This window comes from Planococcus sp. FY231025, assembly GCF_052078085.1.
Taxonomy (GTDB): Bacteria; Bacillota; Bacilli; order Bacillales_A; family Planococcaceae; genus Planococcus.
Window position 1 is genome coordinate 278,499 of the sequence record NZ_JBQJJG010000009.1, and the last position, 25,010, is coordinate 303,508.

General features: G+C 50.5%; 26 protein-coding genes. 16 read left to right on the top strand and 10 right to left on the bottom strand.

The genetic code is table 11. The features are described from left to right. Positions 1 to 13: 13 nt before the first annotated feature. The gene (locus ACTL32_RS14955; RefSeq protein WP_441342292.1) at positions 14 to 1,477 is read right to left on the bottom strand and encodes a SulP family inorganic anion transporter; all 1,464 of its coding nucleotides are present in this window, start codon (positions 1,475 to 1,477) and stop codon (positions 14 to 16) included. A gap of 213 nt (positions 1,478 to 1,690) precedes the next feature. Here ACTL32_RS14955 and ACTL32_RS14960 point away from each other — a divergent pair, with 213 nt between their 5' ends. The 3 genes from ACTL32_RS14960 to ACTL32_RS14970 are packed head-to-tail and all read left to right on the top strand — an operon-like array spanning position 1,691 to position 5,244. Beyond that, positions 1,691 to 2,062 (top strand): ArsR/SmtB family transcription factor, encoded by a 372-nt coding sequence (locus ACTL32_RS14960; protein ID WP_204893453.1) that lies wholly within the window; start codon positions 1,691 to 1,693, stop codon positions 2,060 to 2,062. After that, entirely contained in the window at positions 2,040 to 4,109 is a 2,070-nt protein-coding gene (locus ACTL32_RS14965; RefSeq protein ID WP_441342247.1) for a heavy metal translocating P-type ATPase, read from the top strand. The genes ACTL32_RS14960 and ACTL32_RS14965 overlap by 23 nt, the downstream gene beginning before the upstream one ends. 22 nt (positions 4,110 to 4,131) lie before the next feature. Continuing rightward, on the top strand, positions 4,132 to 5,244 hold the full coding sequence (locus tag ACTL32_RS14970) for a GNAT family N-acetyltransferase (protein WP_204893451.1): 1,113 nt from the start codon (positions 4,132 to 4,134) through the stop codon (positions 5,242 to 5,244). A 56-nt stretch (positions 5,245 to 5,300) separates the two neighbouring features. Here ACTL32_RS14970 and ACTL32_RS14975 read toward each other — a convergent pair whose 3' ends face one another. Continuing rightward, on the bottom strand, positions 5,301 to 5,456 hold the full coding sequence (locus tag ACTL32_RS14975; protein WP_204893450.1) for a lmo0937 family membrane protein: 156 nt from the start codon (positions 5,454 to 5,456) through the stop codon (positions 5,301 to 5,303). 162 nt (positions 5,457 to 5,618) lie between these two features. On the opposite strand from ACTL32_RS14975, the gene mntR reads away from it, so the two are divergent. The 6 genes from mntR (at position 5,619) to ACTL32_RS15005 (ending at position 10,401) form a co-directional block, all read left to right on the top strand. Continuing rightward, the gene (mntR, locus tag ACTL32_RS14980; RefSeq protein ID WP_441342248.1) at positions 5,619 to 6,041 is read left to right on the top strand and encodes a transcriptional regulator MntR; all 423 of its coding nucleotides are present in this window, start codon (positions 5,619 to 5,621) and stop codon (positions 6,039 to 6,041) included. Between the two features lie 18 nt (positions 6,042 to 6,059). Beyond that, entirely contained in the window at positions 6,060 to 6,920 is an 861-nt protein-coding gene (locus tag ACTL32_RS14985) for a CvfB family protein (RefSeq protein ID WP_441342249.1), read from the top strand. Positions 6,921 to 6,972: 52 nt separating this feature from the next. Then, a complete protein-coding gene (locus ACTL32_RS14990) occupies positions 6,973 to 7,860 on the top strand; it encodes a DUF1002 domain-containing protein (protein WP_441342250.1) in 888 nt (295 codons plus the stop codon). 148 nt (positions 7,861 to 8,008) lie between these two features. Continuing rightward, entirely contained in the window at positions 8,009 to 8,977 is a 969-nt protein-coding gene (locus ACTL32_RS14995) for a ring-cleaving dioxygenase (RefSeq protein WP_441342251.1), read from the top strand. A 21-nt stretch (positions 8,978 to 8,998) separates the two neighbouring features. Continuing rightward, positions 8,999 to 9,280: a GNAT family N-acetyltransferase gene (locus ACTL32_RS15000; protein WP_441342252.1), complete on the top strand. Its 282-nt coding sequence runs from the start codon at positions 8,999 to 9,001 to the stop codon at positions 9,278 to 9,280. A 353-nt stretch (positions 9,281 to 9,633) separates the two neighbouring features. Continuing rightward, complete coding sequence (locus tag ACTL32_RS15005; protein ID WP_441342253.1) at positions 9,634 to 10,401, top strand: DUF4064 domain-containing protein; 768 nt, start codon at positions 9,634 to 9,636, stop codon at positions 10,399 to 10,401. Positions 10,402 to 10,476: 75 nt separating this feature from the next. Here ACTL32_RS15005 and ACTL32_RS15010 read toward each other — a convergent pair whose 3' ends face one another. Further along, the gene (locus ACTL32_RS15010; RefSeq protein WP_441342254.1) at positions 10,477 to 10,971 is read right to left on the bottom strand and encodes a GNAT family N-acetyltransferase; all 495 of its coding nucleotides are present in this window, start codon (positions 10,969 to 10,971) and stop codon (positions 10,477 to 10,479) included. A gap of 95 nt (positions 10,972 to 11,066) precedes the next feature. Here ACTL32_RS15010 and ACTL32_RS15015 point away from each other — a divergent pair, with 95 nt between their 5' ends. Beyond that, complete coding sequence (locus ACTL32_RS15015; RefSeq protein WP_441342255.1) at positions 11,067 to 11,531, top strand: GNAT family N-acetyltransferase; 465 nt, start codon at positions 11,067 to 11,069, stop codon at positions 11,529 to 11,531. Positions 11,532 to 11,603: 72 nt separating this feature from the next. Then, on the top strand, positions 11,604 to 12,002 hold the full coding sequence (locus ACTL32_RS15020; RefSeq protein WP_441342256.1) for a hypothetical protein: 399 nt from the start codon (positions 11,604 to 11,606) through the stop codon (positions 12,000 to 12,002). 25 nt (positions 12,003 to 12,027) lie between these two features. Here ACTL32_RS15020 and ACTL32_RS15025 read toward each other — a convergent pair whose 3' ends face one another. Next, positions 12,028 to 13,164, bottom strand: a complete 1,137-nt coding sequence (locus tag ACTL32_RS15025) for an MFS transporter (protein ID WP_441342257.1) — start codon at positions 13,162 to 13,164, stop codon at positions 12,028 to 12,030. 101 nt (positions 13,165 to 13,265) lie between these two features. On the opposite strand from ACTL32_RS15025, the gene ACTL32_RS15030 reads away from it, so the two are divergent. The 4 genes from ACTL32_RS15030 (at position 13,266) to ACTL32_RS15045 (ending at position 16,500) form a co-directional block, all read left to right on the top strand. After that, positions 13,266 to 14,171, top strand: coding sequence for a diacylglycerol/lipid kinase family protein (locus ACTL32_RS15030; RefSeq protein WP_441342258.1), 906 nt, complete (start codon positions 13,266 to 13,268; stop codon positions 14,169 to 14,171). A 295-nt stretch (positions 14,172 to 14,466) separates the two neighbouring features. After that, positions 14,467 to 15,252 carry a helix-turn-helix domain-containing protein gene (locus ACTL32_RS15035; protein ID WP_204893430.1) on the top strand — a complete coding sequence of 262 codons (786 nt, stop codon included), beginning with the start codon at positions 14,467 to 14,469 and terminating at the stop codon, positions 15,250 to 15,252. 172 nt (positions 15,253 to 15,424) lie between these two features. After that, positions 15,425 to 16,204 carry a membrane protein insertase YidC gene (yidC, locus tag ACTL32_RS15040; RefSeq protein ID WP_204893428.1) on the top strand — a complete coding sequence of 260 codons (780 nt, stop codon included), beginning with the start codon at positions 15,425 to 15,427 and terminating at the stop codon, positions 16,202 to 16,204. A 41-nt stretch (positions 16,205 to 16,245) separates the two neighbouring features. Further along, the gene (locus ACTL32_RS15045; protein WP_441342293.1) at positions 16,246 to 16,500 is read left to right on the top strand and encodes a hypothetical protein; all 255 of its coding nucleotides are present in this window, start codon (positions 16,246 to 16,248) and stop codon (positions 16,498 to 16,500) included. Positions 16,501 to 16,771: 271 nt separating this feature from the next. Here ACTL32_RS15045 and ACTL32_RS15050 read toward each other — a convergent pair whose 3' ends face one another. Beyond that, complete coding sequence (locus ACTL32_RS15050) at positions 16,772 to 17,923, bottom strand: 3-phenylpropionate MFS transporter (protein WP_441342259.1); 1,152 nt, start codon at positions 17,921 to 17,923, stop codon at positions 16,772 to 16,774. Between the two features lie 423 nt (positions 17,924 to 18,346). Between ACTL32_RS15050 and ACTL32_RS15055 the strand changes: the two genes are divergently transcribed. Then, the gene (locus ACTL32_RS15055) at positions 18,347 to 19,294 is read left to right on the top strand and encodes a M15 family metallopeptidase (protein ID WP_441342260.1); all 948 of its coding nucleotides are present in this window, start codon (positions 18,347 to 18,349) and stop codon (positions 19,292 to 19,294) included. A 74-nt stretch (positions 19,295 to 19,368) separates the two neighbouring features. Here the strand turns inward: ACTL32_RS15055 and cls are convergent, their stop codons facing one another. From cls to ACTL32_RS15080, 5 genes are all read right to left on the bottom strand, one after another. Then, positions 19,369 to 20,823 (bottom strand): cardiolipin synthase, encoded by a 1,455-nt coding sequence (cls, locus tag ACTL32_RS15060; RefSeq protein ID WP_441342261.1) that lies wholly within the window; start codon positions 20,821 to 20,823, stop codon positions 19,369 to 19,371. A gap of 167 nt (positions 20,824 to 20,990) precedes the next feature. Further along, positions 20,991 to 21,821 carry a squalene/phytoene synthase family protein gene (locus tag ACTL32_RS15065; RefSeq protein ID WP_441342262.1) on the bottom strand — a complete coding sequence of 277 codons (831 nt, stop codon included), beginning with the start codon at positions 21,819 to 21,821 and terminating at the stop codon, positions 20,991 to 20,993. A gap of 191 nt (positions 21,822 to 22,012) precedes the next feature. Then, positions 22,013 to 22,732 (bottom strand): HAD-IIB family hydrolase, encoded by a 720-nt coding sequence (locus tag ACTL32_RS15070; protein ID WP_441342263.1) that lies wholly within the window; start codon positions 22,730 to 22,732, stop codon positions 22,013 to 22,015. Next, the gene (locus tag ACTL32_RS15075) at positions 22,677 to 23,939 is read right to left on the bottom strand and encodes a glycosyltransferase (RefSeq protein WP_441342264.1); all 1,263 of its coding nucleotides are present in this window, start codon (positions 23,937 to 23,939) and stop codon (positions 22,677 to 22,679) included. Before ACTL32_RS15075 ends, ACTL32_RS15070 begins: the two co-directional genes overlap by 56 nt. Positions 23,940 to 24,113: 174 nt before the next feature. Then, complete coding sequence (locus ACTL32_RS15080) at positions 24,114 to 24,965, bottom strand: MBL fold metallo-hydrolase (protein ID WP_441342265.1); 852 nt, start codon at positions 24,963 to 24,965, stop codon at positions 24,114 to 24,116. Between the last annotated feature and the right edge of the window lie 45 nt (positions 24,966 to 25,010).

The following is a 25,010-nucleotide window of genomic DNA, read 5'->3' on the forward strand; positions in this document are numbered from 1 at the left end:
ATCAAGTCCCCCCTTAATGTTGGCTTGAACTTCTGCCGGGCTTGCCGAACGTCGCCAGTTTGCTGACAAGCTTCTGGCTCGATTCATTCAATCCGGTAATTTCCACTGTTTCAGCTTTTGCCTGTAGCTTGTTCATGACCCGGTCGATTGCACCGACCCCTGAGTCATCCCAGACATTGGCATCTGAAAAATCGATGGTGATCCGTTCCGCCGGTTCGACGTCATCGAACGCGGAAACAAAATCCTGTGTGGAAGCGAAGAACAATTGCCCGTGTATTGTATAAACATTCGACAAACCCTTGCCCAACCCTTCTTTTCGCACTTCCACTTTCGAAATCTTCGCGGCAAAAAGGATGGCACTCAAGATGACGCCGGCGAAGACGCCTTTGGATAAATCATGCGTGTAAACGACCACTACAACGGTCAACAGCATGACGATGGCATCGGACCGTGGGGCAGAAACCACATACTTGAATGAACCCCAGTCGAATGTGCCGATCGAGACCATGACCATGATGCCGGCAAGCACCGGCATCGGGATCTGGACCACCCATTCCCCGAGGACGATGATCAGGAACATCAGGAAAGCGCCTGCGACAAAAGTGGACAGCCGGCCCCGGCCGCCGGAGCGGACGTTGATGCCGGACTGGCCGATCATCGCACAGCCGGCCATGCCGCCGAAGAACCCGGTGATGAAGTTGGCGATCCCTTGGCCGCGCGCTTCTTTGTTCTTATCCGAGTCAGTTTCCGTTGCGTCATCGATGATGGACGCGGTGAGCAGTGATTCAAGCAGGCCGATGATCGACAGCGCCAAAGCGGTCGGGAAAATGATCTGCAAGGTTTCGAAATTGAGCGGCACATCCGGAAGGAAGAAGGTCGGCAAGGTCTGTGAAATGGTGCCGAGGCTGCCGACGTTCTGCATGTCCATCCCCGTATACATGACGATGCCCGACAGCACCAGAATGGCGATGAGCGGAGCCGGGATCGCCGTGAAGAAGCGCGGCAGGATGTAGACGATCGCAAGCGTCGCGGCTACAAACACATACGTAACGGCATTGACCCCGAAAATGAATGGCACTTGGGCCATGAAAATCAGGATGGCCAGCGAATTGACAAAGCCGATCATGACGGCACGTGGGATAAATTTCATAAAGCGTGCGATTTTGAAAACGCCGAAAAGCACTTGCAGGATTCCGGTCAGGATGGTTGCTGCAAGCAAATAATCCAGCCCGTGGTCGCGCACCAGCGAAACCATAGCCAGCGCCATGGCGCCTGTTGCTGCTGAAATCATGGCGGGGCGCCCGCCGACGAATGCGATGATGACCGCAATGGAGAACGATGCGTACAGCCCGACCATCGGGTCCACACCGGCAATGATCGAGAACGCGATCGCTTCCGGTATCAAGGCTAGCGCAACAACGATTCCGGCCAGGATATCTCCTCGGATATTGCCGAACCATTGTTCTTTATAAGACATGGTGTTCAAAAAATTCCACTTCCTTTTAGATAGAGTTTATTTTTGACTCCTCACTCTCAGAGAAGTCCCGGGTCTGGCCAATAGGTAAAACTTTATCATTTTTTTCTGCCGCTGTAAATACGTTCATTCAAACGAATGTTTGACTAAGAGGCGGCAAAATCGTATACTGGCTGTAACAATCAAACCGAGGTTTGAATGAAAGAGGGATGCGGCATGAGAGAAATCTGTGAAGTTACCAAAGTCCATCCGGAAGTGGTGGAGAATGTCCAAAACCATATGGCGGACTTGTCGGAAGTGGCGAACTTATTCAAGGCCCTGGCTGATGAGACGCGCTTGAATATTGCGTATGCCCTGACCATCGAAGAGGAGATGTGCGTCTGTGACATCGCGGCGGTCATCGGCTCTTCGACCGCCACAGCCTCCCATCATCTACGCTATTTGCGGGAGCGGGGACTGGCGAAGTCGAGGAAAAAAGGGAAGCAAGTGTATTACTCCTTGTCGGACAGCCACGTTTATCAATTGGTGACGATTGCGCATGAACACGCGAAAGAAGGTGGGCAGCATGCAAAAGACATACCGTCTTGAAAACCTTTCCTGCACAAGCTGTGCGGCGAAGTTCGAAAAGAATATCCGGGAAATGCCGAACATCAAAGAGGTGAACCTGAACTTCGGGGCTTCCAAATTGATGGTGGACGGCAATGTATCCATTGAAGAGCTTGAAAAAGCGGGAGCTTTCGACCATATCCGTGTCTACCCGGAAAAAGAGAAAGTGCCGCATGTGCCTTTCTACAAACGCCGGCAGACCATTGAAACGGCAGCGTCGCTGGTTTTATTGATCATGGGGATCATTGTTTCTTTCCAGACGTCTGAAGGGGATCCGCTCGCCATCGGCTTGTTCGCCGGCTCGATGGTGGTCGGCGGCTACCATATGTTCGGGACCGGCCTCAAGAATTTGGCGAGGTTCCAATTCGACATGAAGACATTGATGACCATCGCCATCATCGGGGCGGCCATCATCGGGGAATGGCGGGAAGGGGCCGTGGTCGTCTTCCTGTTCGCTATCAGCGAAATGCTGGAGTCGTATTCGATGAACAAAGCCCGGCAGTCCATCCGCGGGCTGATGGATCTGGCACCTTCACGCGCGTTGGTCCAGCGGGACGGTGTGCTGATTGAACTGGAAACCGAAGAAATTCGCATCGGAGATACGATGATCGTTAAACCGGGGCAGAAAATTGCCATGGACGGCACGGTGGCGCGCGGCGAAAGCTCGGTCAACCAGGCTGCGATTACTGGCGAATCGATTCCGGCTGCGAAGCATCCGGGGGATGAAGTGTTTGCCGGAACGATGAACGAAGAAGGCGCGCTTGAAATCACGGTGACCAAGCGCGTGGAAGACACGACGATTGCGAAAATCATCCATTTGGTGGAAGAAGCGCAGGCTGAAAAAGCGCCTTCCCAGCAATTCGTCGATAAATTCGCGAAGTATTACACGCCCGCTATTATTGTGATCGCGTTCCTGGTGGCGCTCGTTCCGAGCTTTGTGACCGGGAACTGGGAGCTTTGGGTCTACCAAGGGCTGGCAGTGCTCGTCGTCGGCTGTCCATGTGCGCTCGTCGTGTCCACGCCGGTCGCCATCGTGACCGCAATCGGCAACGCGGCACGCCAAGGGGTCCTTATAAAAGGCGGCATCCATCTCGAAGAAACCGGGCGCATCAAAGCTGTAGCGTTCGATAAGACCGGCACGTTGACGAAAGGCTTCCCTGAACTGGCCGACGTCCTTTCAGAAGCCGGCTACACGAAAAAAGAAGTGCTGAAAATTGCGGCTTCGGCCGAAGCGATGTCTCAGCACCCGCTGGCACGCGCCATCACCAGCCAAGTGCCGGAACCCTATAGCGTGACCGGATTCAAATCCGTGACCGGCAAAGGAGTGACCGCTTTAGTCAACGGCGTCCAAGTAAGTGTCGGCAGCCTGGACTGGGCGGAGGAAGCCGGTTTTGCCGTACCGGACGAATACCGGAAATTGCAGCAAAGCGGCAAATCGGTCATGGCGGTATTTTCCGAAATGGAATTGATCGGCGCTGTGGCAGTGGCTGATGCCATCCGCAGCGAAAGCCCGGCAATCATTGAAAGCCTGAAAGGCATGGGCATCGAAGAAGTAATCATGCTGACAGGAGACCATCCGGCGACCGCGGCTGCCATCGCTTCTCAGATTGGCGTGACCGATGTGCGTGCAGGCCTCATGCCTGAAGACAAGCTGTCGGCGATCAAAGAACTGCAGGCGGCTTACGGACCGGTCGCCATGGTCGGCGACGGCGTGAACGATGCGCCGGCCCTGGCTGCTTCATCTGTCGGCATTGCGATGGGCGGAGCCGGCACCGATGCCGCTCTTGAAACCGCAGATATCGCCCTCATGGCGGATGATTTAGAGAAACTTCCATATACTATTCGACTAAGCCGAAAAACTTTGCGTATAATAAAGGAAAATATCATTTTCGCATTGGGTTTGAAAATTATCGCTTTGCTTCTGATCATTCCAGGATGGCTGACGTTATGGATCGCCATCTTTGCCGATATGGGTGCGACCTTGCTGGTCATCTTGAATGCGCTCCGGCTCGTGAAGATTCAAAAGTAACAGCAACATGGGGGATAATGCAGTGAAGTTGACGGAGTGGACGATCGAAGAGCAGGAACAGCTTATTGAATTCATGACGACCAACTCCTGGCCGTTCCACGGACAGGAGCATCCGGTCCGCGCATTGATCGAAAAGACGATCGAAGAAGGCGGCTATAAAAGTGATCAAGTAAGGACTTTTTGGATTGAAAATGACGAAGGCGAGCAAGTGGGCCTTGTGAAGATTTTCGATCTTCAGGACGATATTCCGCTGTTTGACCTGCGGATTGCGGAGCCGTACCGAGGCAAGGGATACGGTCCGAAAGCACTGAAAATGATCGCTGATTTCGTGTTTTCCTTGCCGGAGAAGAAAATCAGGCTCGAAGGCAACACGCGGCACGATAATTTCGCCATGCGCAAAGCTTTCGAACGGACAGGTTTTGTCAAAGAAGCCCATATCCGCCAAGCATGGTTTGCGCCGAAGGAAAACCGCTATTACGACGCGGTGACCTACGGCATGACGCGGGAAGACTGGGAAGCCGGCATTACGACGCCGGTCCACTGGGATGATATCCTGATCGGCAAAAAGCAGCCCCAGTTCAATCCGGTGCTGCTCCAGTTCCCGGATGAGTTCGAATCGGAGCGCCTGCTGATCCGTGCACCCCGGCGGGAAGATGCGGTGCAATGCTACGAGGCGGTGCTGCACTCGCTGGAGTCGCTCCGCCCTTGGCTGCCTTTCGCAGAGAACAAGCCGGAACTCGAAGGAACAGAAGCGGTGCTGATCGAAGCGGCGGCGAATTTCCAGCTTCGTAAGGATCTACGCCTGCATTTCTTTTCGAAAGAAACCGGGGAATTTATTGGTTCTTCCGGCCTCCATCGCATCAATTGGGAAGTCCGGAAATTCGAAATCGGCTACTGGGTCGACCATAAATTCGAAGGCAAGGGCTATGTGACGGAAGCGGTCGAACGCATCACGCGTTTCGCTTTCGAAGAGCTTGAAGCGAACCGCGTCGAAATACGCTGCGATCCCGAAAACGTGCGCAGCCGGGCAGTTGCTGAACGACTGGACTTCGAGCTTGAAGGCATCCTGCGGAACGACTCGATTTCAAAGAATAAGCTTCGGGACACATGTGTCTACGCTAAGATCAGACAATAAAACAAGGCCGGGGACAATTTGTCCCCGGCCTTGTTTTTATGGTTGCTTATGAGTGGCTAAACGCCTTTTCTGCCTGTAACCAAGTTAATAACTAAAATGATAGCTGCGATAATTAGAAGGATGTGGATTAACCCGCCGGCTACATCCATTAAGAATCCGATTAACCAAATAACAATAATAACTGCTAATATAATCCAAAGAATACGTCCCATGCTTTTCACCTAACCTTTCTTTCGAGTTATTAATCTGTACCCCAGCTTAGTTATAATGAAACATCCAGAAAATTTGGTGAGCGCCGCCTTTACGCGGGTTCAGTTGTTTCAGCGGTAGCGGTATAGTAAACTGAAGAGAGTTATGTTAAGGAGGGAACGACTTTGCCGACTCCGAGTATGGAAGACCATATTGAAATAATATACGCACTGATCGAGCAAAAAGGCTATGCGCGAGTATCCGATATCGCGGAAACTTTGTCGGTGCTGCCGTCATCTGTGACGAAGATGGTGCAAAAGCTGGATAAAGACGGATATTTGATCTATGAACGGTACCGCGGACTGGTACTGACGCCGAAAGGCCAAAAACTCGGCAAGCGCCTGTTGAAGCGGCATGATTTGCTGGAGCAGTTTCTGCGGGTGATCGGGGTGGAAGAGGAACGCATCTACAGGGACGTCGAAGGCATCGAACACCATTTAAGTTGGAATTCCATCGACCGCATAGCGGATCTGGTCCAAGTGCTCGAGGAAAGCCCGGAGCTTTTGGCGAAGATGGAAAAACTGAAGAATGACCAAAAAGAAAGTTAAATAGAAGGAGGCTGCAATATGAGTTTGCACCCAGGATTGAAAGCGACTTTGCGCATTATCGACCGTTCCACATCGCTGTGGGTATTGACGGATGGATCAGGCGATGAAGTTGTCATGAATGCATCAGAAATAGAAGAGGGACAGGAAGTCGGAGAGGAAATCGAGGTGTTTCTCTACCGCAACCGCCAAGGCGGCATCGCGGCGACGCCAATGATTCCGCATATCCTGCCGAGTGTCTATGGCTGGGCGAAAGTGCTGAAAGTCTCGCCGCGCGAAGGCGCAGTGGTGGATATCGGCACGACGCGTGAAGTCTATGTATTGCCCGCGGACCTTCCGCAAGTCCAGGAATTATGGCCGCAGCAAGGCGACCATCTGTTCATGACGCTGCGGACAGACCGCTACGGCGATCTATACGGACGGCTGGCGACAGAAGAAACGGTACTGGAGCTGAGTGCCCCGGCACCTGAAGAAGTCTTCAATAAAGACTTGAAAGCGCGGGCATACCGCTTGTTGCCGGTCGGTTCGTTCATGCTGACGGTGCCTGAAATGTACCGCGTGTTCGTCCATGAATCAGAGCGCGAAACAGAACCACGCCTTGGGGAAGAAAAGACAGTGCGCATCATCGGTGTCAAAGAAGACCGCACGCTCAATGGCTCGCTGCTGCCGCGCAAGCAGGAGCGCCTGTCGGATGATGCAGAAATGATCTTGCGCTATCTCGAAGAGTCCGGCGGCCAAATGCCGTTCACGGACAAGTCTTCGCCGGATGAAATCTTTGAAATGTTCGGCTTGAGCAAAGCCGCGTTCAAACGCGCCATGGGGCGTTTGTACAAAGAGCGCAGAATCACCCAAGAAGAAGGCTGGACCAAATTAACGCGCTGACGCAACCTTTTCCGATTAAAAGCGTATTAATTTGGAGAAAGGGGCAATCAACATGAAAAAAATGATAGCAATTATCACCATCATACTGGCATTCTCCTTGCTGGCGCCGCAAGCAGGCTCAGCAAACGTAGGCATAAATGAAAAACTCGGGGTACCGATCGTCGTTTATGGCGGCAACCTCTCCGATGCTGAGAAACAAAGCGTTGCGGAAAGTTTGAGCGTCGCTGAAGAAGCGGAAGTGGAAGAAATCGAAGTGACCGGTGAAGACCTGGTCGCATATATTAAAGACGGCGACCCGCGGGCACGCATGTATTCATCCGCTAAAATCACCCGCAAAGAAGCCGGTGAAGGGCTGGTCATCGAAATCGTGACGCCGGACAACATCACGCAAGTTACTTCTGAAATGTACGCCAATGCGATGCTGACAGCGGGAATTGAAGATGCGACGGTCGAAGTTGCTGCGCCGAAAGCGGTAACGGGACATTCTGCGCTGGTCGGCATCTACAAAGCGTATGAAGTGAACGGCGAACAATTGGACCCTGAGCGGACCGATGTCGCAAACGATGAACTCGAAGTTGCTACTGAACTGGCAGATAACGGCGTGAGCGATGAGAAGGTCAGCGAACTCCTGACAGAAATCAAAAAGGAGATCGCTGCACAAGATCCGGCTACCCGTGAAGAAGTGGAGAAAATTGTCGAAGAGCAATTGGCGAAGCTCCAGATTGAATTGAGCCCGGAAGACCGCCAGCTGCTGGTGGATTTGATGGACCGCATCCGGAATCTCGACATCGACTTTTCAAAATGGTCGACGCAGCTGGAAGATCTGAGCAAGACGATTGAAGACAAAATCGGCACAGTCGTCAACGACGAAGGGTTTTGGCAAGGCGTAAAGAATTTTTTCAACAGACTGATCGACGGGATCCGTGGATTGGTGAGCTAATTTGATAAACAGGCGGTTCCAGGCATTGCCGGGACTGCCTGTTTTTTTATTTTGCAGCTGCCAATCCACATTCTTGCACCGGATAAAAGGAGGTGCTATGATATGATTAATATCTCGAATTCAAGATAATTAAAAGGAGGAATATACCATGAAATTAGAAGGCATCCACCATGTCTCCGCAATCACCGCCAATGCAGACAAAAACCATGACTTTTTCACACGGATCCTTGGCATGCGCTTGGTGAAGAAAAGCGTCAACCAGGACTCGACATCTTCCTACCATCTTTTCTATGCTGATGCAGTAGGGACTCCGGGAACCGACATGACGTATTTTGATATTCCGATGGCAGGGCGGACCTATGCGGGCGTTTCAAGCATCAGCAATACCGCTCTGCGGGTCAAGAGCGAAGAGGCGCTCCATTATTGGATGGACCGTTTCAGCGAACACGGAGTGCCGCACGGCGAAATTGCGGAAGTGTTCGGGCGCAGTGCACTCGCTTTCCAAGATTTCGAAGGTTCCCGGCTGATGCTGGTCGTTGATGACGGCACCGGCATCGAATACGGAATTCCGTGGGCAAAAGCGGGCATTCCGGAAGACTTCGCAATTGTCGGCCTCGGCCATGTCCGTTTGACCGTCCGGAAAAACGACAAGACGGCGAAAGTGTTGACGGAGATCATGGGGTTCCGGCAAATCGGTTCATATCCGCCGCAAGTTCCGGGAATGAAAGAAATTTTAGTGTTTTCAACAGGAAAAGGCGGCCCGGCCGGCGAAGTACATTTAGAGGAGCGCACAGACCTGCCTGTTGAAAGACCCGGAAGAGGCAGCGTCCACCACGTCGCGTTCCGCGTGAAAACATACGAGGAATACAGCAAATGGAACGATTACTTGCGTTCGAATGGATTCATGACATCGGGCGAAGTGGACCGCTATTATTTCAAAGCAATCTATTTCCGCGAGCCGAACGGCATTCTTTTCGAATTATCGACAGATGAACCCGGATTTGCAACCGATGAACCGATGGAGACGCTCGGCGAAAAACTGGCATTGCCGCCGTTCCTGGAGCCGAAACGTGAACAGATCGAAGCGTCGCTCCGTCCGCTGGCAATCAATAAGTAAGTGCGAGGAGGAGAAAACACTGTGGAATTCAAATTGAAGGAACTTGGGCATGAAGAGTTCGCTTACCAGCTCGAAGAGGGAGGCGAGACCGTCGGGGAGATCACCTGGACGCAGTTGGCGGATGTCATGGTCATCGAGCACACTTTCGTTGCAGAGGAAAAAAGAAACCATGGCCTTGCGAAGAAGTTGCTGGACCAGGCCGCCGTTTATGCGCGGGAGCGCAATTACAAGATCGAGCCGGTCTGCTCCTACGTTGTTGTGGCGTTCGACCGCTACAAAGATTACGATGATGTGAAAATTTAAGGCATGCAAAAAAGCAATCCGCTGATCTTAATAGTGGATTGCTTTTGCTATGGTTCGCGTATGTAATTGTGCATCTTGACCTCCAATTATAGTCCTGTCATTAAAAAGACGATTGCTGTTAAAATTGAAGCTCCACCGATACCATACATAAAGTCTGCTTGGTTAAAGATTAATTTCTTTTCCATTATTTAGAACCCCTTTCAAAATTAGGTTTTTCATGCTGATATTAATTAAATACCCGCCACTGGAGATTCTAAACAGGTTTTATTAAAAAATTTAGAGGGAATGGAAGGAATGAACTATTCTTTTCCTTATCTATTAATAGGAAAAATCTTGAGAAAGAGGTGATTCGGATGAATGAAGAAAGAGACGTCAGCAGAGCGGGCGAGAAGACGCTTGGCATTATCGGCATTGTATTCAATGTTCTGGGAATTGCACTTCTGATTTTCGCCATCTTGGGGCTGGGGAATATTGAGAACGACCCTGAATTCCGCCAGATGCTGGAAGAGCAGATTGTTGCGGATCCGACAATAGGAGATATGGGAGATACCCAGGCTTTGATCGATGGATTGCTGACAAGTTTTGATGTAGTCGCATGGGTCATTGTTGCACTTCTGGTCCTGAGCACGATCTTCGCACTTTTCGCAGTGGCTCGTCTTGGACATAACCGCAATCCGAAAGCGGCGGGTGTGATGTTCATTGTGGCAGGGGTTCTTGCCGGGTTGATGAGTTTGACTTCCATCCTTTTCTATATTGCGGCAATCATGTGCTTGGTGCGCAAACCGCGAAACGGCAATGGCAGATACGACAACGACAAGCAGCGCTATGACAATGACCGGCTGCGCGACCAGGATTCGGTCCGCCATGAGGAAGACCGCCTGCGCGACCTCGAACATAAACGCGATGAAGAGCGTTTGCGTGAAGAAGAACACCGCCGCACCGAAGAACAGCGGCTGCAAGAAGAGCACCGCAAGCTTGAAGAAGAGCGCAGTAGAATGGAACAGCAGCGCCTTCGTGAGCAGGAACAGCATACAGACAACGATACCTACGTTGAACGTGATGATTTGAAGCGGCGTGCTGATGAGCGTCTGAGAAAAGACAACGACAACCGTCCGCTATAAGGAAACACCCGCTCTGTGCAACGAGCGGGTGTTTTTTCATGGGAAGATTCCCAACAGACAAAAAAACACCCGCTTTTATACAAAAGCGGGTGTTTTCAGATTATAGACGTATTTGGCTGTCCGCAGCGGATAGCCTTCGAACAAATCTTCGAATTCCTCGACAAATTCAAATCCTGTGGCTTCATAGAAATTCCGGCCTTTTTCGTTTTCGGCTTCCACATAAACGGAAAGCTCTGAGCCGTCCAGCAAATAGGAGAGGCCGCTGCTCAGCAATTGCTTGCCGTAGCCGCTGCGCTGATACTCCGGTTTCAAGTAAAGGGCGATCAATTCGGCATCGCCGTCCTGGTCAAGCTTCGTGAAATTCGCGAAGCCGACCGGCTCCCCGTCATGGGTAGCGACGAGCATGATGGTTTTTTTTAATCTCATTTCCATCATGGGCGTCGAATAGGACTTTTCTAAAAAGCTTTTTTGTATGGGAGAGGGAATGATGCCTTCATAAGTATCATTCCAGCTGATATATGCGATTTCCTGGACAGATGCAATGTCATCAATGGTGCCTGTACGGATCATGTAATCACCTCTGAAATTCTTTTCGTAATCATATCAAAAAAACCCCCGAATAGCCACTGTTGTGGAATAATGGGAGTAAAGGGAGGCGAGGAGTTTTGAACTGGACTACCAACCATTTTGAAGAATTCACAGTGAAAAAACTATATGAAATTTTGAAATTGAGGGTCGATGTGTTCATTGTCGAACAGAATTGCCCATATCCCGAGTTGGATGGCTTGGATGAGGAATCAATCCATATGGCTTATACGGAAGATGGCCGGATTTTGGCATATGCCCGCCTGGTTCCCGCCGGCGTCAAGTACAGCTTGCCATCCATCGGCCGCGTCATTGTCCATCCGGATGCGAGAGGCAGAGGGCTGGCAAAAGAGCTGCTGACAAGGTCGATCGATTATATCTTCAGCGAATGGAATCCGGATGGAATCCAGCTGCAGGGGCAGGTCTATCTGCAAGACTTCTATGAGTCGTTCGGATTTATCCCTGTTTCGGAAGCTTATGATGAAGACGGGATCCCACATGTCGACATGCAACTAGCCAAAAATAAAATCGATGCCGGCCAATGAGTCGGCAGGACTAAAACAGATGCAAAAGGGTATACAGGTAATATGACAGTTATTTTAAAAGGAGTGGAGCGGATGGCTAGAAGAAAAGGCAATAAAGGGTTGTTGCTGGCTGGGTTGGCCGCAGGAGCCTACGCATATTTTAAAAAGCCGGAAAATCGGGAAAAAGCGACTGTAGCTTTCAATAATGCGAAAGAGAAGGTGAATTCTTATATGGAGTCACAAAATCTGGAATCGCAAAACCGTGAAAATGCCGCCAAGGAAACAGAGAGAAAAACAGACATTACCGATATGCGCAAAAACAAGATGACGAACGAAGGCGGTCTGGCAGGTGCCCAGTATTATAACGAAGACGCACCGGAAGACACCGAAAACGACGATTTCAAATTATCATCGAACGATATCAGCGAAGAAAAAGCCGAAAACACGAAGACAATCGCGCCTGAAACTAGGCTCAATACAGATAATTTATAAAGGATGGTTTTCATACCATCCTTTTTCATTGCCGGTTTTTCTTCTCGATAAGCGCAACAGCGGCGGCTACGGCGCCAAGCAGGCCGCCGGTCACTGCGAAGCCTTGGTCTGCAGAAAGCGCAAGCGCGCCGGTGAAGCTGGATCCAGCGACTACGCCCAGTGAGAAGAATGCGTAGAAATAGCCATAGGCCCGTCCGCGGGATTCGGCTTCCGTCGAATCGATGAGCAAGGAATTGATGGACGGGAATAGGAACGCGAAGCCGATGCCGTATGTACACATGATGGAATACATCCCGAAAGCGGAAGAAGATGCACTGAGCAAAAGCAGCGACAGCCCCATCAGGATAAAGCCGGCAAACAGGGTATGCAGCGGCCTGATCTTATCGAAAAGCCGGTTGACCGGCAGCAGGAAGACAAGGATTGCTGCAATGCCGAACGTGCTGAGCAAAAGCCCGCTCATTTCGGATCCGAACCCTAGCTCTTCCACTTTCAAAGGCAGCATATAGGCAAGGACGCCTTGTGAGAACATCAGGAAAAATGCCCCGGTGAATGATTGGATCAACCCCCGGTTGCGGACTATATCGGAAAACGCCAACGGCTTTGATGGCCGGGGCTCTTTTTTTATCGTTTGGCCCTTCAGCGCGAAGAACGCCACAACGCCAAAAACGGCCAATAAGGTCCCCGTGAAGCTCATTGTTTCCTCAACAGAACTGCGGTTCGCAAATATGGCGCCATAAGCAGGGCCGATTATGGCAGCGAGGCCGACAAAAGCACCGGAAACGGCAGCGCTTTTGCCGCGGCGGCTATGGTCGGTCCGGTTTGCCAGATAAGTGAAAGCCGCCGGGACGGTCAAGCCCGCCGCCAATCCATGGAAAAAGCGGATGGCGAGCAAGCTATAGGGGCCGGCGGATAAGCTATAGGCAAACAAGACGGCTCCTGTAGCGAGGAGGCCGAAGACCAGAATGGCATACGGCCCTTTGCGGTCTGAAACGACGCCGGAGGCGATATTGCCGAAAATGTTGGCTAACGAATACATGCCCACCGCCAATCCGGCAAGGAACGGCGTAGCGCCGAGCGAGACGGCAAAAGGACTTATGATCGGCAGTTGGGCGAAAAGATCAAAGAAAGCGAAGAAAATGATGATATAGATGAACGAGCGCAAAAAATTCCCTCACTTTCGAAAATAAAAACCTGATGGATTAACCCTTGATGCATTGGGGGTAAAGAGAAGTATATCCACATTATAGCACCGGAGGTAACCATATGAAAAAAGCGATGTTTATATTGAATCCATCTTCCGGCAAAGAAGAAGCGTCGGATTACCGGGAACAAGTTGAAGAGACGCTCGCCGAGATGGGTTATAGCGTAGATACCCGGGCAACCGAAAAACAGGGGGATGCTACGCAATTTGCACGGGAAGCGTGCGAGCAGCATTATGATTTCGTCGTAGCAATGGGAGGGGACGGAACCATCAACGAAGCGGTTTCCGGCCTTGCCGAGCAGGAACATCAGCCCCTGTTTTCATTGGTCCCGCTTGGCACTGTGAACGACTTTGCGCGTGCGCTGAAAATATCGCTCGATCCGGAAGAAGCCATTGCCGGCATGAAAACCGGATCTGAAAAACGGGTGGATATTGCAAAAGTCGGCGACCATTATTTCATGAACATCCTTGCGCTCGGCCAAGTGGCGGAATCCACGTATGAAGTGACGCCTGAACAAAAAACGAAGCTCGGCGCATTCGCCTACTTTATCGAAGGGCTGAAAGCCATCACTTCCGATGCAGAAGAATACTTCACCATCACCCATGACCATGGGACATGGGAAGGCGAAGCCAAACTGGTCTTAGTGGCGCTGACAAACTCGGTTGGCGGATTTGAAAAGCTGGCGCCGGAAGCGCTGACGGATGACGGCCTGCTGCATTTGTACATTATCAAGAATGCTGCATTGCCGGCGTTTATCCGGATTGCGGGCGCGATGCTGGTCGGCAAGCTGGAAAAAGATCCGGCTGTAGAAGTTATTCACACAACCAAGGTTTCAATCGGGACAAATGAACCATTATCTTGTAATATAGATGGGGATGAGGGTTGTGCCACCCCGTTTTTGGTGGAAGTACTGCCGCGGCATATCCGCGCTTTAGTGCCGCCGGATAAAAAAGACATAGAAAAATAAATTATATTGTGAAAGAGGTCAGCCCTTCGCAACGAGTGGCTGGCTTTTTTGATTTTTTTAAGGGAAATATTGGCTTCTCTTGCCAGTGCCTGCCTGGGATTACGTGCTAATATACATTTTCTAGAGAAATTTAGGTAATATATTTCCTTTAAATAGGGTAAAAAGGCATTTTATTTTTGAATAAAATACATAAAAAAATAAAAATTTACGCACCTAGCTATGTTATTATTGAGCATAACGGTATATAGTAGGAGTAACGACTGCAAAAACTTATGCAAAGAAAGACGGGGAAAACATGAATATGATAGCAATGCCAACAATCCAAGAAACAATTTCCAAAATTTTCATGAACGAAAGTGAAACAATTGGCCAATATGAAGGGTTGGATAAGTTTTTTGAAATAGAAACTCAATTAATTTATGAAATTCATCATTTGGAAAAAGACCGTGCAAAACAGACATTGCGTACATTGATTGATTTGATCGCCGTTCGCTCTGGCAAAGAAACAATCCGGCAAGTGAGAAACTATTATATAGTCCTTTCGTCTGTTATGGCCCGTAAACTCTACGAAATGCGTGTGCCGCCTAAAAAAGCCTTCGCCTTCAACGTTGCTTGCGTTGAATTGGTGGAAAAGCACATGAACGATTCGGAGTTCCTTTACGTAGCGGATGAGCTGATCGAATTTTTCACTTCCATCATTTCAGAGCGGAAACAGCCTTCGTTCGGCCACCAGACCGTCAATAAAGTGGTGATGTTCATCAACGACGAAGTGGAACGCGACCTGTCAGTAGAGGACATTGCCAAGCATTTCAACATTTCGACCAGCCATCTGTCCCGCATCTTCCGTGAACATGCCGGAATCACACTTGTCGAATACTTGAACGTGCGCCGCGTCGAGGAGTCCCAGTATTATTTGCGCCACTCGGACAAAGGCATTTCCGATATTTCAAAGCAGTTCCATTTCTGCAACCAAAGCTATTTCACCCGCATTTTCAAGAAATACACGACGGTCACGCCGAAGCAATTCCGCGACAGCCAGCACATTCCGTATTTCCGCTACAATCTGCCGAATGCCAAATAAGGAGAATTTTTTCTCCTTTTTTTCTTGCGCTCAAACGGCCCGGGAAGCAGATCCGGCAGCCTCAATTTTGTCACAAGCGGGAAGAATCTGCTGCGTTTCATAGTGCCTGATTGAATTTTGTCCGGCTTATGGGTATACTTCTTTATAGTTAAAAAAGGTGTAGGTGACTAAATTGAAAAAGAAAATTACGTTATTATCGTTGCTGACTGCTGCGGTTTTATTGCTTAGCGGCTGTTCGGCCGTGGAAAACAAAGAAGGTTTCTTCTATACACTGTTCGTGGCACCGTTTGATTTCTCCCTGGATTACCTGGGGAATCTGTTTAATGGCAGTTACGGGTTGGCGATTGTTGCCATTACGGTCATCATCCGCCTGGTTCTGATGCCGTTCATGCTGCGCACGTACAAACGCCAGCAAGGCATGAAAGTCAAAATGGACAAGCTGCGCCCGGAAATGGAAGATATCCAAAAGCGCTTGAAAGCGTCAAAAGACAAAGAAGAGCAGATGAAGATCCAGCAGGAAATGATGGGCCTCTACAAAAAGCATGACGTCAATCCGCTCAATATGGGCTGTCTGCCGGTTATCATCCAGATGCCGATCGTCATGGGCCTCTACTTTGCCATCTTGTATTCGCCGGATGTCAAATCCCATGAGTTCTTATGGTTCAACCTCGGTACGCCGGATATTGCGATGACCTTAATCGCGGGTGCCGTGTACTTCTTCCAGGCGAAAGTGTCCCTATGGACGATGCCGGAACAACAGCAGCAGCAGATGAAGCTGTTCATCTACATTTCACCGATCATGATCATGTTCGTGTCGTTCACGTCCATGGCTGCATTGCCGGTTTATTGGGCAGTCGGTGGTGTGCTGTTGATCATCCAGACATTCATCGGACGGAAGTTCTACTCGGAACATCCTGAAAAAGCGCTTGAAGCTGTCGAAGAGAAAAAATAATCATGAAAAGCCGGCCCTGTTGCCGGCTTTCTTTTTTGGAGATGAGAATATTGAACAATAAATTGCTTCTAGGTGTACTGATTGCCTTTCTAAGCATCACGTCCCTCACTTTTCTGATCATGGGGAACCTTGATATGGCGGTGCTCCTGATGACGCTGCTGTTTGTCCTGACCAATAGCTTCCGCTACCGCCAAATGAAAGCACGCGGCATGGACCGTGAAGCGAAATGGATGCTCGGCATGGCCATCATCTTCGGCATCCTCTTTTTCGTGGTGCTGGCGATGGTGGTCATCTGACCATCTGCGCCAATCCTCTTTTAGGCAATTTAAAAACAGCACCGGCTAAATGGCCGGTGCTGTTTTCTATGTGTAAGGGACTGAATCAAGCAGCCGGAACGTTTTCTTCGTGGTCGAACTTTTCTTTTTGGCGTTCTTCTAATAAGGCATCCAATTGGTGCATGAGATTTAAGATGTCTTTTTCTGAAATTTGTTTCAAAATACCCAGCTCCTCGTAATGGTTTGTACTTATTTATTCGTACATGCACGGAGTTTTCTGGGGGTCGAAAGCTTAATAATTGTATTTCTTTTTCGTCAAGAGCACCAATACAAAAGCCGGTGCTGAAAAACTAACCATGCCGAGGAACGACAAGCCCGGCGAAATTTCATATAGGAAGCCGCCGATTACAGTCAGGAGCGCGACACTGAGGCTCATGGCGATGGCTGCGTACATTCCTTGGGCAGCCGGAATATGGGCAGGCTGCAGCGATTTGAAAATATACCGGATAAACGCGAAGTGGGCAACGCCGAATGATAAGGCGTGAAGCACTTGTGTAAAGATGAAGACCCAGACCGACGGAAAGAGGAAAATCAGTGCCCAGCGGAGGGTCGAACCGGCTCCTGCGAGCAGGAACATCGATGAGACGGACCATTTGCTGAAAATCGTGTCGGCTTTTGCGAAAAAGACGATTTCAAAAAGGATGGCGATGTTCAGCACAATGCCGATGTAAAAGCTATTGACTCCGAGGTCCTGCAGGTAAATGAATCCGTAATTATAATAGGCGGCATGCGCGCCTTGCAGCAATGTCGTCACCGCCAGGATGGTCAGGAACGCTTTTGATTTGAGCAGCTGCCGCACTGCGCCGCTGGCCGCCGGATTCTTGCGCTCCGGAATGATCTGCAAAGGCTTGGGCGAAGTGGCAGACTGGGTGATGGCCATGAAAACGAGCCCTGCAAGCATCACCCAAAGGATGGCGCTTTCCTGCCAAACTGCAGTGGCCGCCCCGACCAGCAGCAATGCGATGGTATAGCCGACAGAACCGAAGGAACGGCTCTTGCCGTAATGGATGCGGTCAGTCTGCATCAAGAGCGTCGCGCCGCTTTCCATGGCGGGCAAGAGATTCGGATAAACCAGGTTGAAGGCGAATGTGATGATGAACAGCAGGGCATATGAGTTTGCTGGTATGTACAGGGCCATGATGGCCGCAGAAGCGATCGCGAGCCACTGCATCAGGCGCCCGAGTGAGAACAGGCGGGTCATGACGGGGAAGAACAGCAGCGTCGATAAGGAGCGGGCAATCATGCCGGCGCCCATGATGATGCTGGCTGCAGAAACGCTCATGTCTTTTTCATTGGTCAGCCAGCCGGTCCAATACGGCAGGACGACGCCCCAGGTGAAGAAAAAAGCGAAGAAGTTCAGGGAAAGCCATTTTTGATTGTTCATAATAATTACCTCGTATCTTCGGGAAACGGTGAAGTAGTGAAGAAAATAGTTATATGCCGCTTCGGCGCTTTGGGCATTGCTTCGCCTAGCCCTCGGACGCGCCGGCGCTGGTGCAGTTCATTGGCAAAAGACAACTCTATCTGTTTTAGCAGTACTATCCAAGATATGGAGCAAAACAGCGGAGACGCCTGCGGGAAAGCGAGACGGCTGAGACCCCGCAGGGAGCGAAGCGACCGAGGAGGCTTAGACGCGAGCCCGCGGCAAGCGCAGCTGTTTTGCGGAATATCGTTTACTACTGATCTCTACTTCACCGTATTCCGATAATGTCTATGATAAAGTATACCGAATGTTCACTTGTTTAAGGGGAATTTCCCAGAAACAAATGGTAAAATGAGAAAGAAGTCCAGAGAAGGAAGGCAAGCTATGAAATCCCGTAATTCATTCCACCAAAACCAAAAGAAACCTTATATAAAATGGACCCTTATCGGCGTTTTGTCGTTGGCGGTATTAGCGGCAGCTTCCTGGCTGTATGTCAACGACTGGAACGTGGAGCGCAGCCTGTCGGCATTCCGATCGGCGGATTCAGCCGATACGGAAGTGCCGGATGGACAGCCGGAAGCGCCGGCAGAAGAAGCGCCGGTTCCGGAAAGCCCGCCGGAAGAAACACCGCCCGAGCCGGCCCCGCCGGTTGAAGAAACACCGGAAACGCCGGCCGAACCGGCAACACCACCAGCGGAAGAAGCTCCGGAAACACCGGCCGAGCCGGCCCCTCCAACAGAAGAGGAACCGGCAGTGCCGGAGAAGCCGGCTGATGCCACCCAGTATCCGCCGGATATCGCTTTGCCGCAGCAGCCGACATTCATCAAAGGGATCCTGTTGGCCAATAAGCATTATCCGCTGCCGCAAAATTATGCGCCGGGGGAAAGCAAGGAAGCGCGTGCTGCTTTCGAATCGATGAAGAAAGCTGCGAAAGCGGATGGCATCGACCTGCATGCGTTCAGCACCTATCGTGAATTTGCCCGCCAAAAGGTTCTTTATGAGGGCTATGTCGCAAAAGACGGCCAACAAGCGGCTGACCGCTACAGCGCCCGCCCAGGTTTTTCCGAGCACCAGACCGGCTTGGCATTTGATATCGGGGAAGCGGGGCAGGAGCAGCATTGGGCTTCGACATCATTCGGGGCAACTGCAGGGGGCAAGTGGCTGAAAGCCAACGCCCATAAATTCGGCTTTATCCTCCGTTATCCGGAAGGCGCCGAAAGCCTGACCGGCTATATGCACGAATCGTGGCATTTCCGCTATGTCGGAACGGCAGCGGCTGCTGAGATTTTCTCGAAGGGCCTGACACTCGAACAATATTTGGGCGTGCAATGATCGCCGCTCTTGAAACTTAAAATCATATAGAAAAGGCGTTTCCGGGATTTCCGGAAACGCCTTTTTAAATATTGCTACAGGATCGGAGCCAGCAGCCTGGCGATCGATTCTTTTGTTTTGATCATGCGTGTCCGTGCTAGATAAAGTTCATAAGTGAGTTCGTCGGAAAGTTCCATATCCTGGTAGAAAAGATTTGCCAGATCGTGCGAAACGGCTGAGTCGTAGATGAAGGCATTCACTTCGAAATTCAGCTTGAAGCTTCTCACGTCGATATTGGCTGTGCCAACGGTCGAAGCTTTGTCGTCAATGACGATCATCTTGGTGTGCAGGAATCCGTTGTTGTAGATGAATACACGGGCACCGGCTTTCAGCAATTGGCCGGCATAGGAATACGTCGCCCAGTAGACGAAAGGATGGTCCGGCTTGTTCGGAATCATGATGCGCACATCGATGCCCGACAGCGTGGCAATCCGGATGGCGTCATAAAAGCTTGGATCGGGTATGAAATACGGCGTTTGGATATAGATATAGTCTTTTGCCATATTGATCAATTTCAGGTAACCGTCCTTGATTTGCTCCCATTCTTCATCGGGGCCGCTTGAAACGATTTGCATGGTTGTATTGCCTTTTTCCGGAATCGCCGGGAAGTAGCATTCATCGTATTCGATATCGTGCCTCGCAGATGCCTGGTTCCAGTCCAGGATAAAGCGGGTCTGGAGCGGGTGGAGGGCACTGCCTTCGACGCGCAGATGCGTATCCCGCCAATAGCCGAATCTGCGGTGCAGCCCCAGATACTCATCGCCGACATTGAATCCGCCGATATAGCCGACACGGCCGTCGATGACAACGATTTTCCGGTGGTTGCGGTAATTCAGCCGCGGATTGATCAGCGGCCAGACGGAAGGGAAGAATGTCTCCACTTCGCCGCCGGCTTTGACAAATTCGCGGAAATGCCGTTTGCTCAAGCTGCGCGATCCCATATCGTCATACATCAGCCGAACCTTGACCCCTTGCTTCGCTTTGGCGGTCAGGACTTCCATGATGCGGGTGCCGAGTTCGTCAAGGCGGAAGATATAGTATTGGATATGAATGTGGTCCTTGGCGTTCTCCATATCCTCGATCAGCGCATTGAATTTGTCGCGGCCGTCGTTGAAGATTCGGACCGAATTGTCCTGTGTCAAAACAGCGCCGTTGTTCCGCAAATGGAGGTAGACCATGTCCTTGTAGTTGTTGACATCCGGATTTCTGAAATCGAATTTCCCTTCATGGAGCAGCTCCATTTGATGGGAGATCAACGATTCGATGCCGACGCGGGAACGGCCTTCCCATTTGAAGAGGGTTTTTTTCCGCAGCCTCCGGCCAAGCAGAAGGTAGATGAAGAAGCCGAAAATCGGAATGAAAAACAGCACCAAAATCCAGGCCCATGTAGAAGTTGCGTCGCGCCGTTCAAGGAAAACAAGCGCAGCCGCAAGGAAAATATTGATCAGGAAAATTGCGGCAGTCAAAATGCCGATAATTGAGACGGTCATGGGAATCCTCCGTTTTGATATGTATTCATATACAATTTAGTATAGACTATTTGAACGAAAAATATGAAAAAGAGTTCCGGCATAAGTAAGTACATATTCTTATTTCATTTCCCTTTTGGAGAAAATAAAAAACGCATCCAGTATCCAAATGAATGCGTTTTAGCCAATTAATTGATTTGTTCTTGTTCTTTCAGCTGTTCGACGATGCCTTCCACTTCTTTCCGGGTCATCTTCTCTTTGCCGGATTTCAAAGCTTTCAGGGTGCTATGGGCAAGCGCCAACGGCACTTTGCAGAACATCAGAATCCGCTTGTTCCGGATGGGCTTTACATACAGGTCCGCCTGGGCAAGATGCTCGTTCGCGTATTGGAACATATCATCCCGATTCCAGCCCTTCGGCACAAACGAGACGCCGCGTTCCAGATCTTCATCGAAATTGCGCAGCATGTTGACCGCTTGCAGCCCGCGGCCGAAGCCGATCGCAAGTTCAGGGTCCGTCTCCGTGTTGTCGTACCACTTCCAAATATCAGACAGCATCGTACCGACAAGTCCGGCCACGTAATACGTATAATCGTCCAAGTCTTCTCTTGTTTCGATGGTGAACTTCTTTTCCACCCATTTAGCCATGCCGCCGGCCATCTCCGAAGTCGATTCTTTCACTTTGCCGACAATTTCCGCCGGGCAGACGCTGATCCAATCAGCAAGGCGCTGCGTCACAGGCGGCAACAGGTGAAGATACGGCTTGATGAGTGCTTCATAGGCAGTCCGGTCGAATGTGGTCTGCAGCATGCGGCTGATTTCAAGCAGCAATTTCTGTTTTGCGGCATCTTCCAGCTCGGGATGGTCCTCGATTTCATCGATCGCTCTCATACACAAGTACGCAGACGCGACCGTCTTTTTCAAAGTGGGCTCTAAAAAATTGATTGGGATGAAAAAAGTCCGGCTTGTTTCTTTTAACATGACCATGGACTCTTTTTGCAAATTCGCGACTTTACTCATCTCAATTTCCTCCTGTTCATGGCGCAATATCAAGCCCGCTATGTATAGGGCAACGGCCGGTTTTGTGGATATCATGAAACTGCCTTTCTACTAAATATAAACCAATTAAATAAAAAAACAAATGATTACTCAAGGCGCGGCCGAATCCCGCCATTAAAATAACCTTCCAAAGGCTTTTGGGCCGTGGAAGGTTACTCGCTATGGAAATAGGTCCAAGCTTCATGGATGCCGCCTGCGCAATGTCTGGTGGCGCGGTAGATCATCGGATGTTCCGGGCTTTCGAGAAGCTCTGGCTGGGCATTTCCTACAATGACCGAAGGGAAGCCGAGCGACAGCATTTCCAAATCGTTTCCGGAATCGCCAGCGACCAAAAGCTTTGCGTCTTCAATCTGGTATTTTTCTAAAAGGTATTCGAGCGCTTTGCCTTTGCCGCTCCGATGGGGCAGGACATCCACGTCCCGTCCGCCGCTGAATACCAGCTTGTGCGAAATTCCTGCTTCTTCCAGCTGAAGCTTTAATTCTTCTACCGGCCCTGCGTCGTCTGCGAAATACGAGCAGCGGTTTTCGAGCGGCAAGGGTTGTTTCGTGAGCCCTTCAATTGAAGCGGCAATCGATTCGATGCGCTCCGGCTGCCAGCCTTCACGCATGCGGGCTGCCCATTCCGGATCTTTCTGGAAAGGCTGTCCGGCATAGATGCTGGTGCCGACATCCGTGACCAATACATCCGGCATCGGCAAGTGTTCCTGTTCAATCAACCCAATAACCGAATCGTAATAGCGTCCCGTGATATAGACCAAGGAGACGTCGTAAGCCTGTTCTTCGTAAAAATTTAATAGCTGCTGCAGGCCCTCAGGGTCACCAACTAGCGTCCCGTCCAGGTCTGTTGCTAGTATATGCTTTGCTCCGTGCACTGATGATCACCTCATACATTTTGTCGATGCGTGCTGATATCGCTTCCCAGTCAAAGTCCTTGCGTGCAATGCGTACTGCCTGGCGGCTAAGGCGCTCGACAAGAAGAGTGTTGATGGAAAGCACTTCCATGGCGATTGCCAAGTCGATTTCATTTTTCGTCTCTACAAGAAGGCCGGTAATGCCGTCCTGCACGACGTTCTTTAAGCCTCCCACGTCTGAGGCGATGACGGGGCTTCCGCATGCCTGTGCTTCTGCGGCAACCATTCCGAATGATTCGTAATAGCTCGGCACAATGGTGGCTGTTGCGACATTGAACAGCATCGCCAGTTCTTCCTGTGACTGCGGTCCAAGAAATTCAACCCGGTCTTCGATGCCTGCCAGAATTTCACGCATTTTTGGATCCGTCGGCAATTTTGTTTCCGGATCGATGGCGTCTTCTTCGCCGCCGGCAATCAATAACTGCGGACGAGAGATGTTATCGTTTTTCGTGACAAGCAAACGGAAAGCTTCAAGCAAGGTGTAGATGCCTTTCGTTTCTTCCAGTCTTCCGGCAAAGACAAAGAGGGGTGTCTCGTAACCGAACTTCTTTCTGAGATGTGTACGGATTCCACGCACTTTAAATGCTTGGTCAACCCCGATGGGGATCACTTTGATAGGAGAAGGTGAATCGACATTTTCCAGGATGAGCTGCTTCTCGTTATTGGTAGTGGCAATGATGCGGTCTGCTGCTTTCAAGATGGCTTTTTCCGCCTTCATACGGCGCGCATCTTTGATGCCGGTCGCTTTCGCTTTTGCCCAACCCAAAGAATGGGACGTGTGGACGAACGGCAAGTTGAACTCTTCTTTCAAACGTTTTCCGAGCAGTCCTGACAGCCAGTAATGGGTATGGACCATGTCGTATGTTTCAAGTTCGAGTTCTTCTGTCATTTCTTTATAAAAAGCGGGAAGCATGGTATACATTTCATCTTTTGATACGAAGCCTTTATAGCCGGCCTCGATGCGGATCACCCGGCAAGCAGTTCCAAATTGTTCAATCTTCGGAGCTGAAGCGTCGCACCAATGGGTCACTACATCTATTTGCCAACCTTCTTTTTCGAGGGCGAGGGCTAATTGTTTTACGTAATTGTTTTGTCCGCCGGCTTGTTTTCCGCCGAGTTTAGCAAGCGGGTCGCCGTGGTCGGAAACAAAAAGCGCTTTTTTCGTCATTGTGCTCATCTCCATTCCGTAAATATCCGGTCTAGCAAAAATATTTAGACCGGGTTATTCTTATACCCGATTTCAGAAATCTCTAAACACTTTCTCCCATCTTTTTTACAAAAAGATTTTTAAGGCTGTTTTTTCACAAAAAAACCCCCCTGAAAAAATCAGGGGAAGTGAAAACTAATTTGCCTGGTGTTCGACGAATTTCCCGTATTTCGGGACCGCCCGTTCCTGAAAGTTCTCCGCAAGGTCCACCAGCCCTTTTGCCAATTGGGCACCTCGCATCGGCTTACCGTGGCCGGTCGCTGCGACAGAGGGGCGCAGGTCCGCCAATTTCACGACTGATTCCCATGCCGCACGCCAATCGGTCGTCAAGTAGACAGGAGGGCCATGGATTTCTTTTTTCTGGACAAGGACCTTATACAGCGAATCCTGCTTGACTGTAATAAAAGCATCTCCGGCAAGGAGCACCCGGCCCTCTTCGCGGAATAGGGAAACGTGCCCTTCGGTATGGCCTGGCGTATGGACCCAACGCCAGCCCGGAAGAGGAGGGACGGTGCCGTCCGCCGGCAGTTCCCGCAAGTGGCTTGAGATGTCGATTGCTTTGTTCGGGAATTCCCAGGACATCTTTGCGACGATGCCGCCTTCGACCGTAGTATCCGGTTCCGGGTAATCGGTCGCCCCTTTTAAATATGAGAATTCAAGCGGATGGGCATAGACGGGGACCTTGAATTTTTCCAGGATGTCGATTACGCCGCCGACATGGTCGAAATGGCCGTGTGTCAGGACGATCGCTTTCAATTTATGGTCCGGGCCGAAATGGTTTTCCGCTTCTTCAAGCACACGGTGCGCCATGCCGGGCATTCCGGTGTCGACGAGCACCCATTCGTTGCTGACGGCGGGATTGCCGATGAAAAATACATTGGCCACCTGGACCGTGTAGCAATAAACACCAGACACCACTTCAATGCCGGATCCGCTCTTGAATGAAGTTACCGGCAGCACTTTATCGGTTGATGTACTTCTTTCCATATCATTTTCCTCCTCCGCATTTCTCGATTCACTCTATAGGTTGTT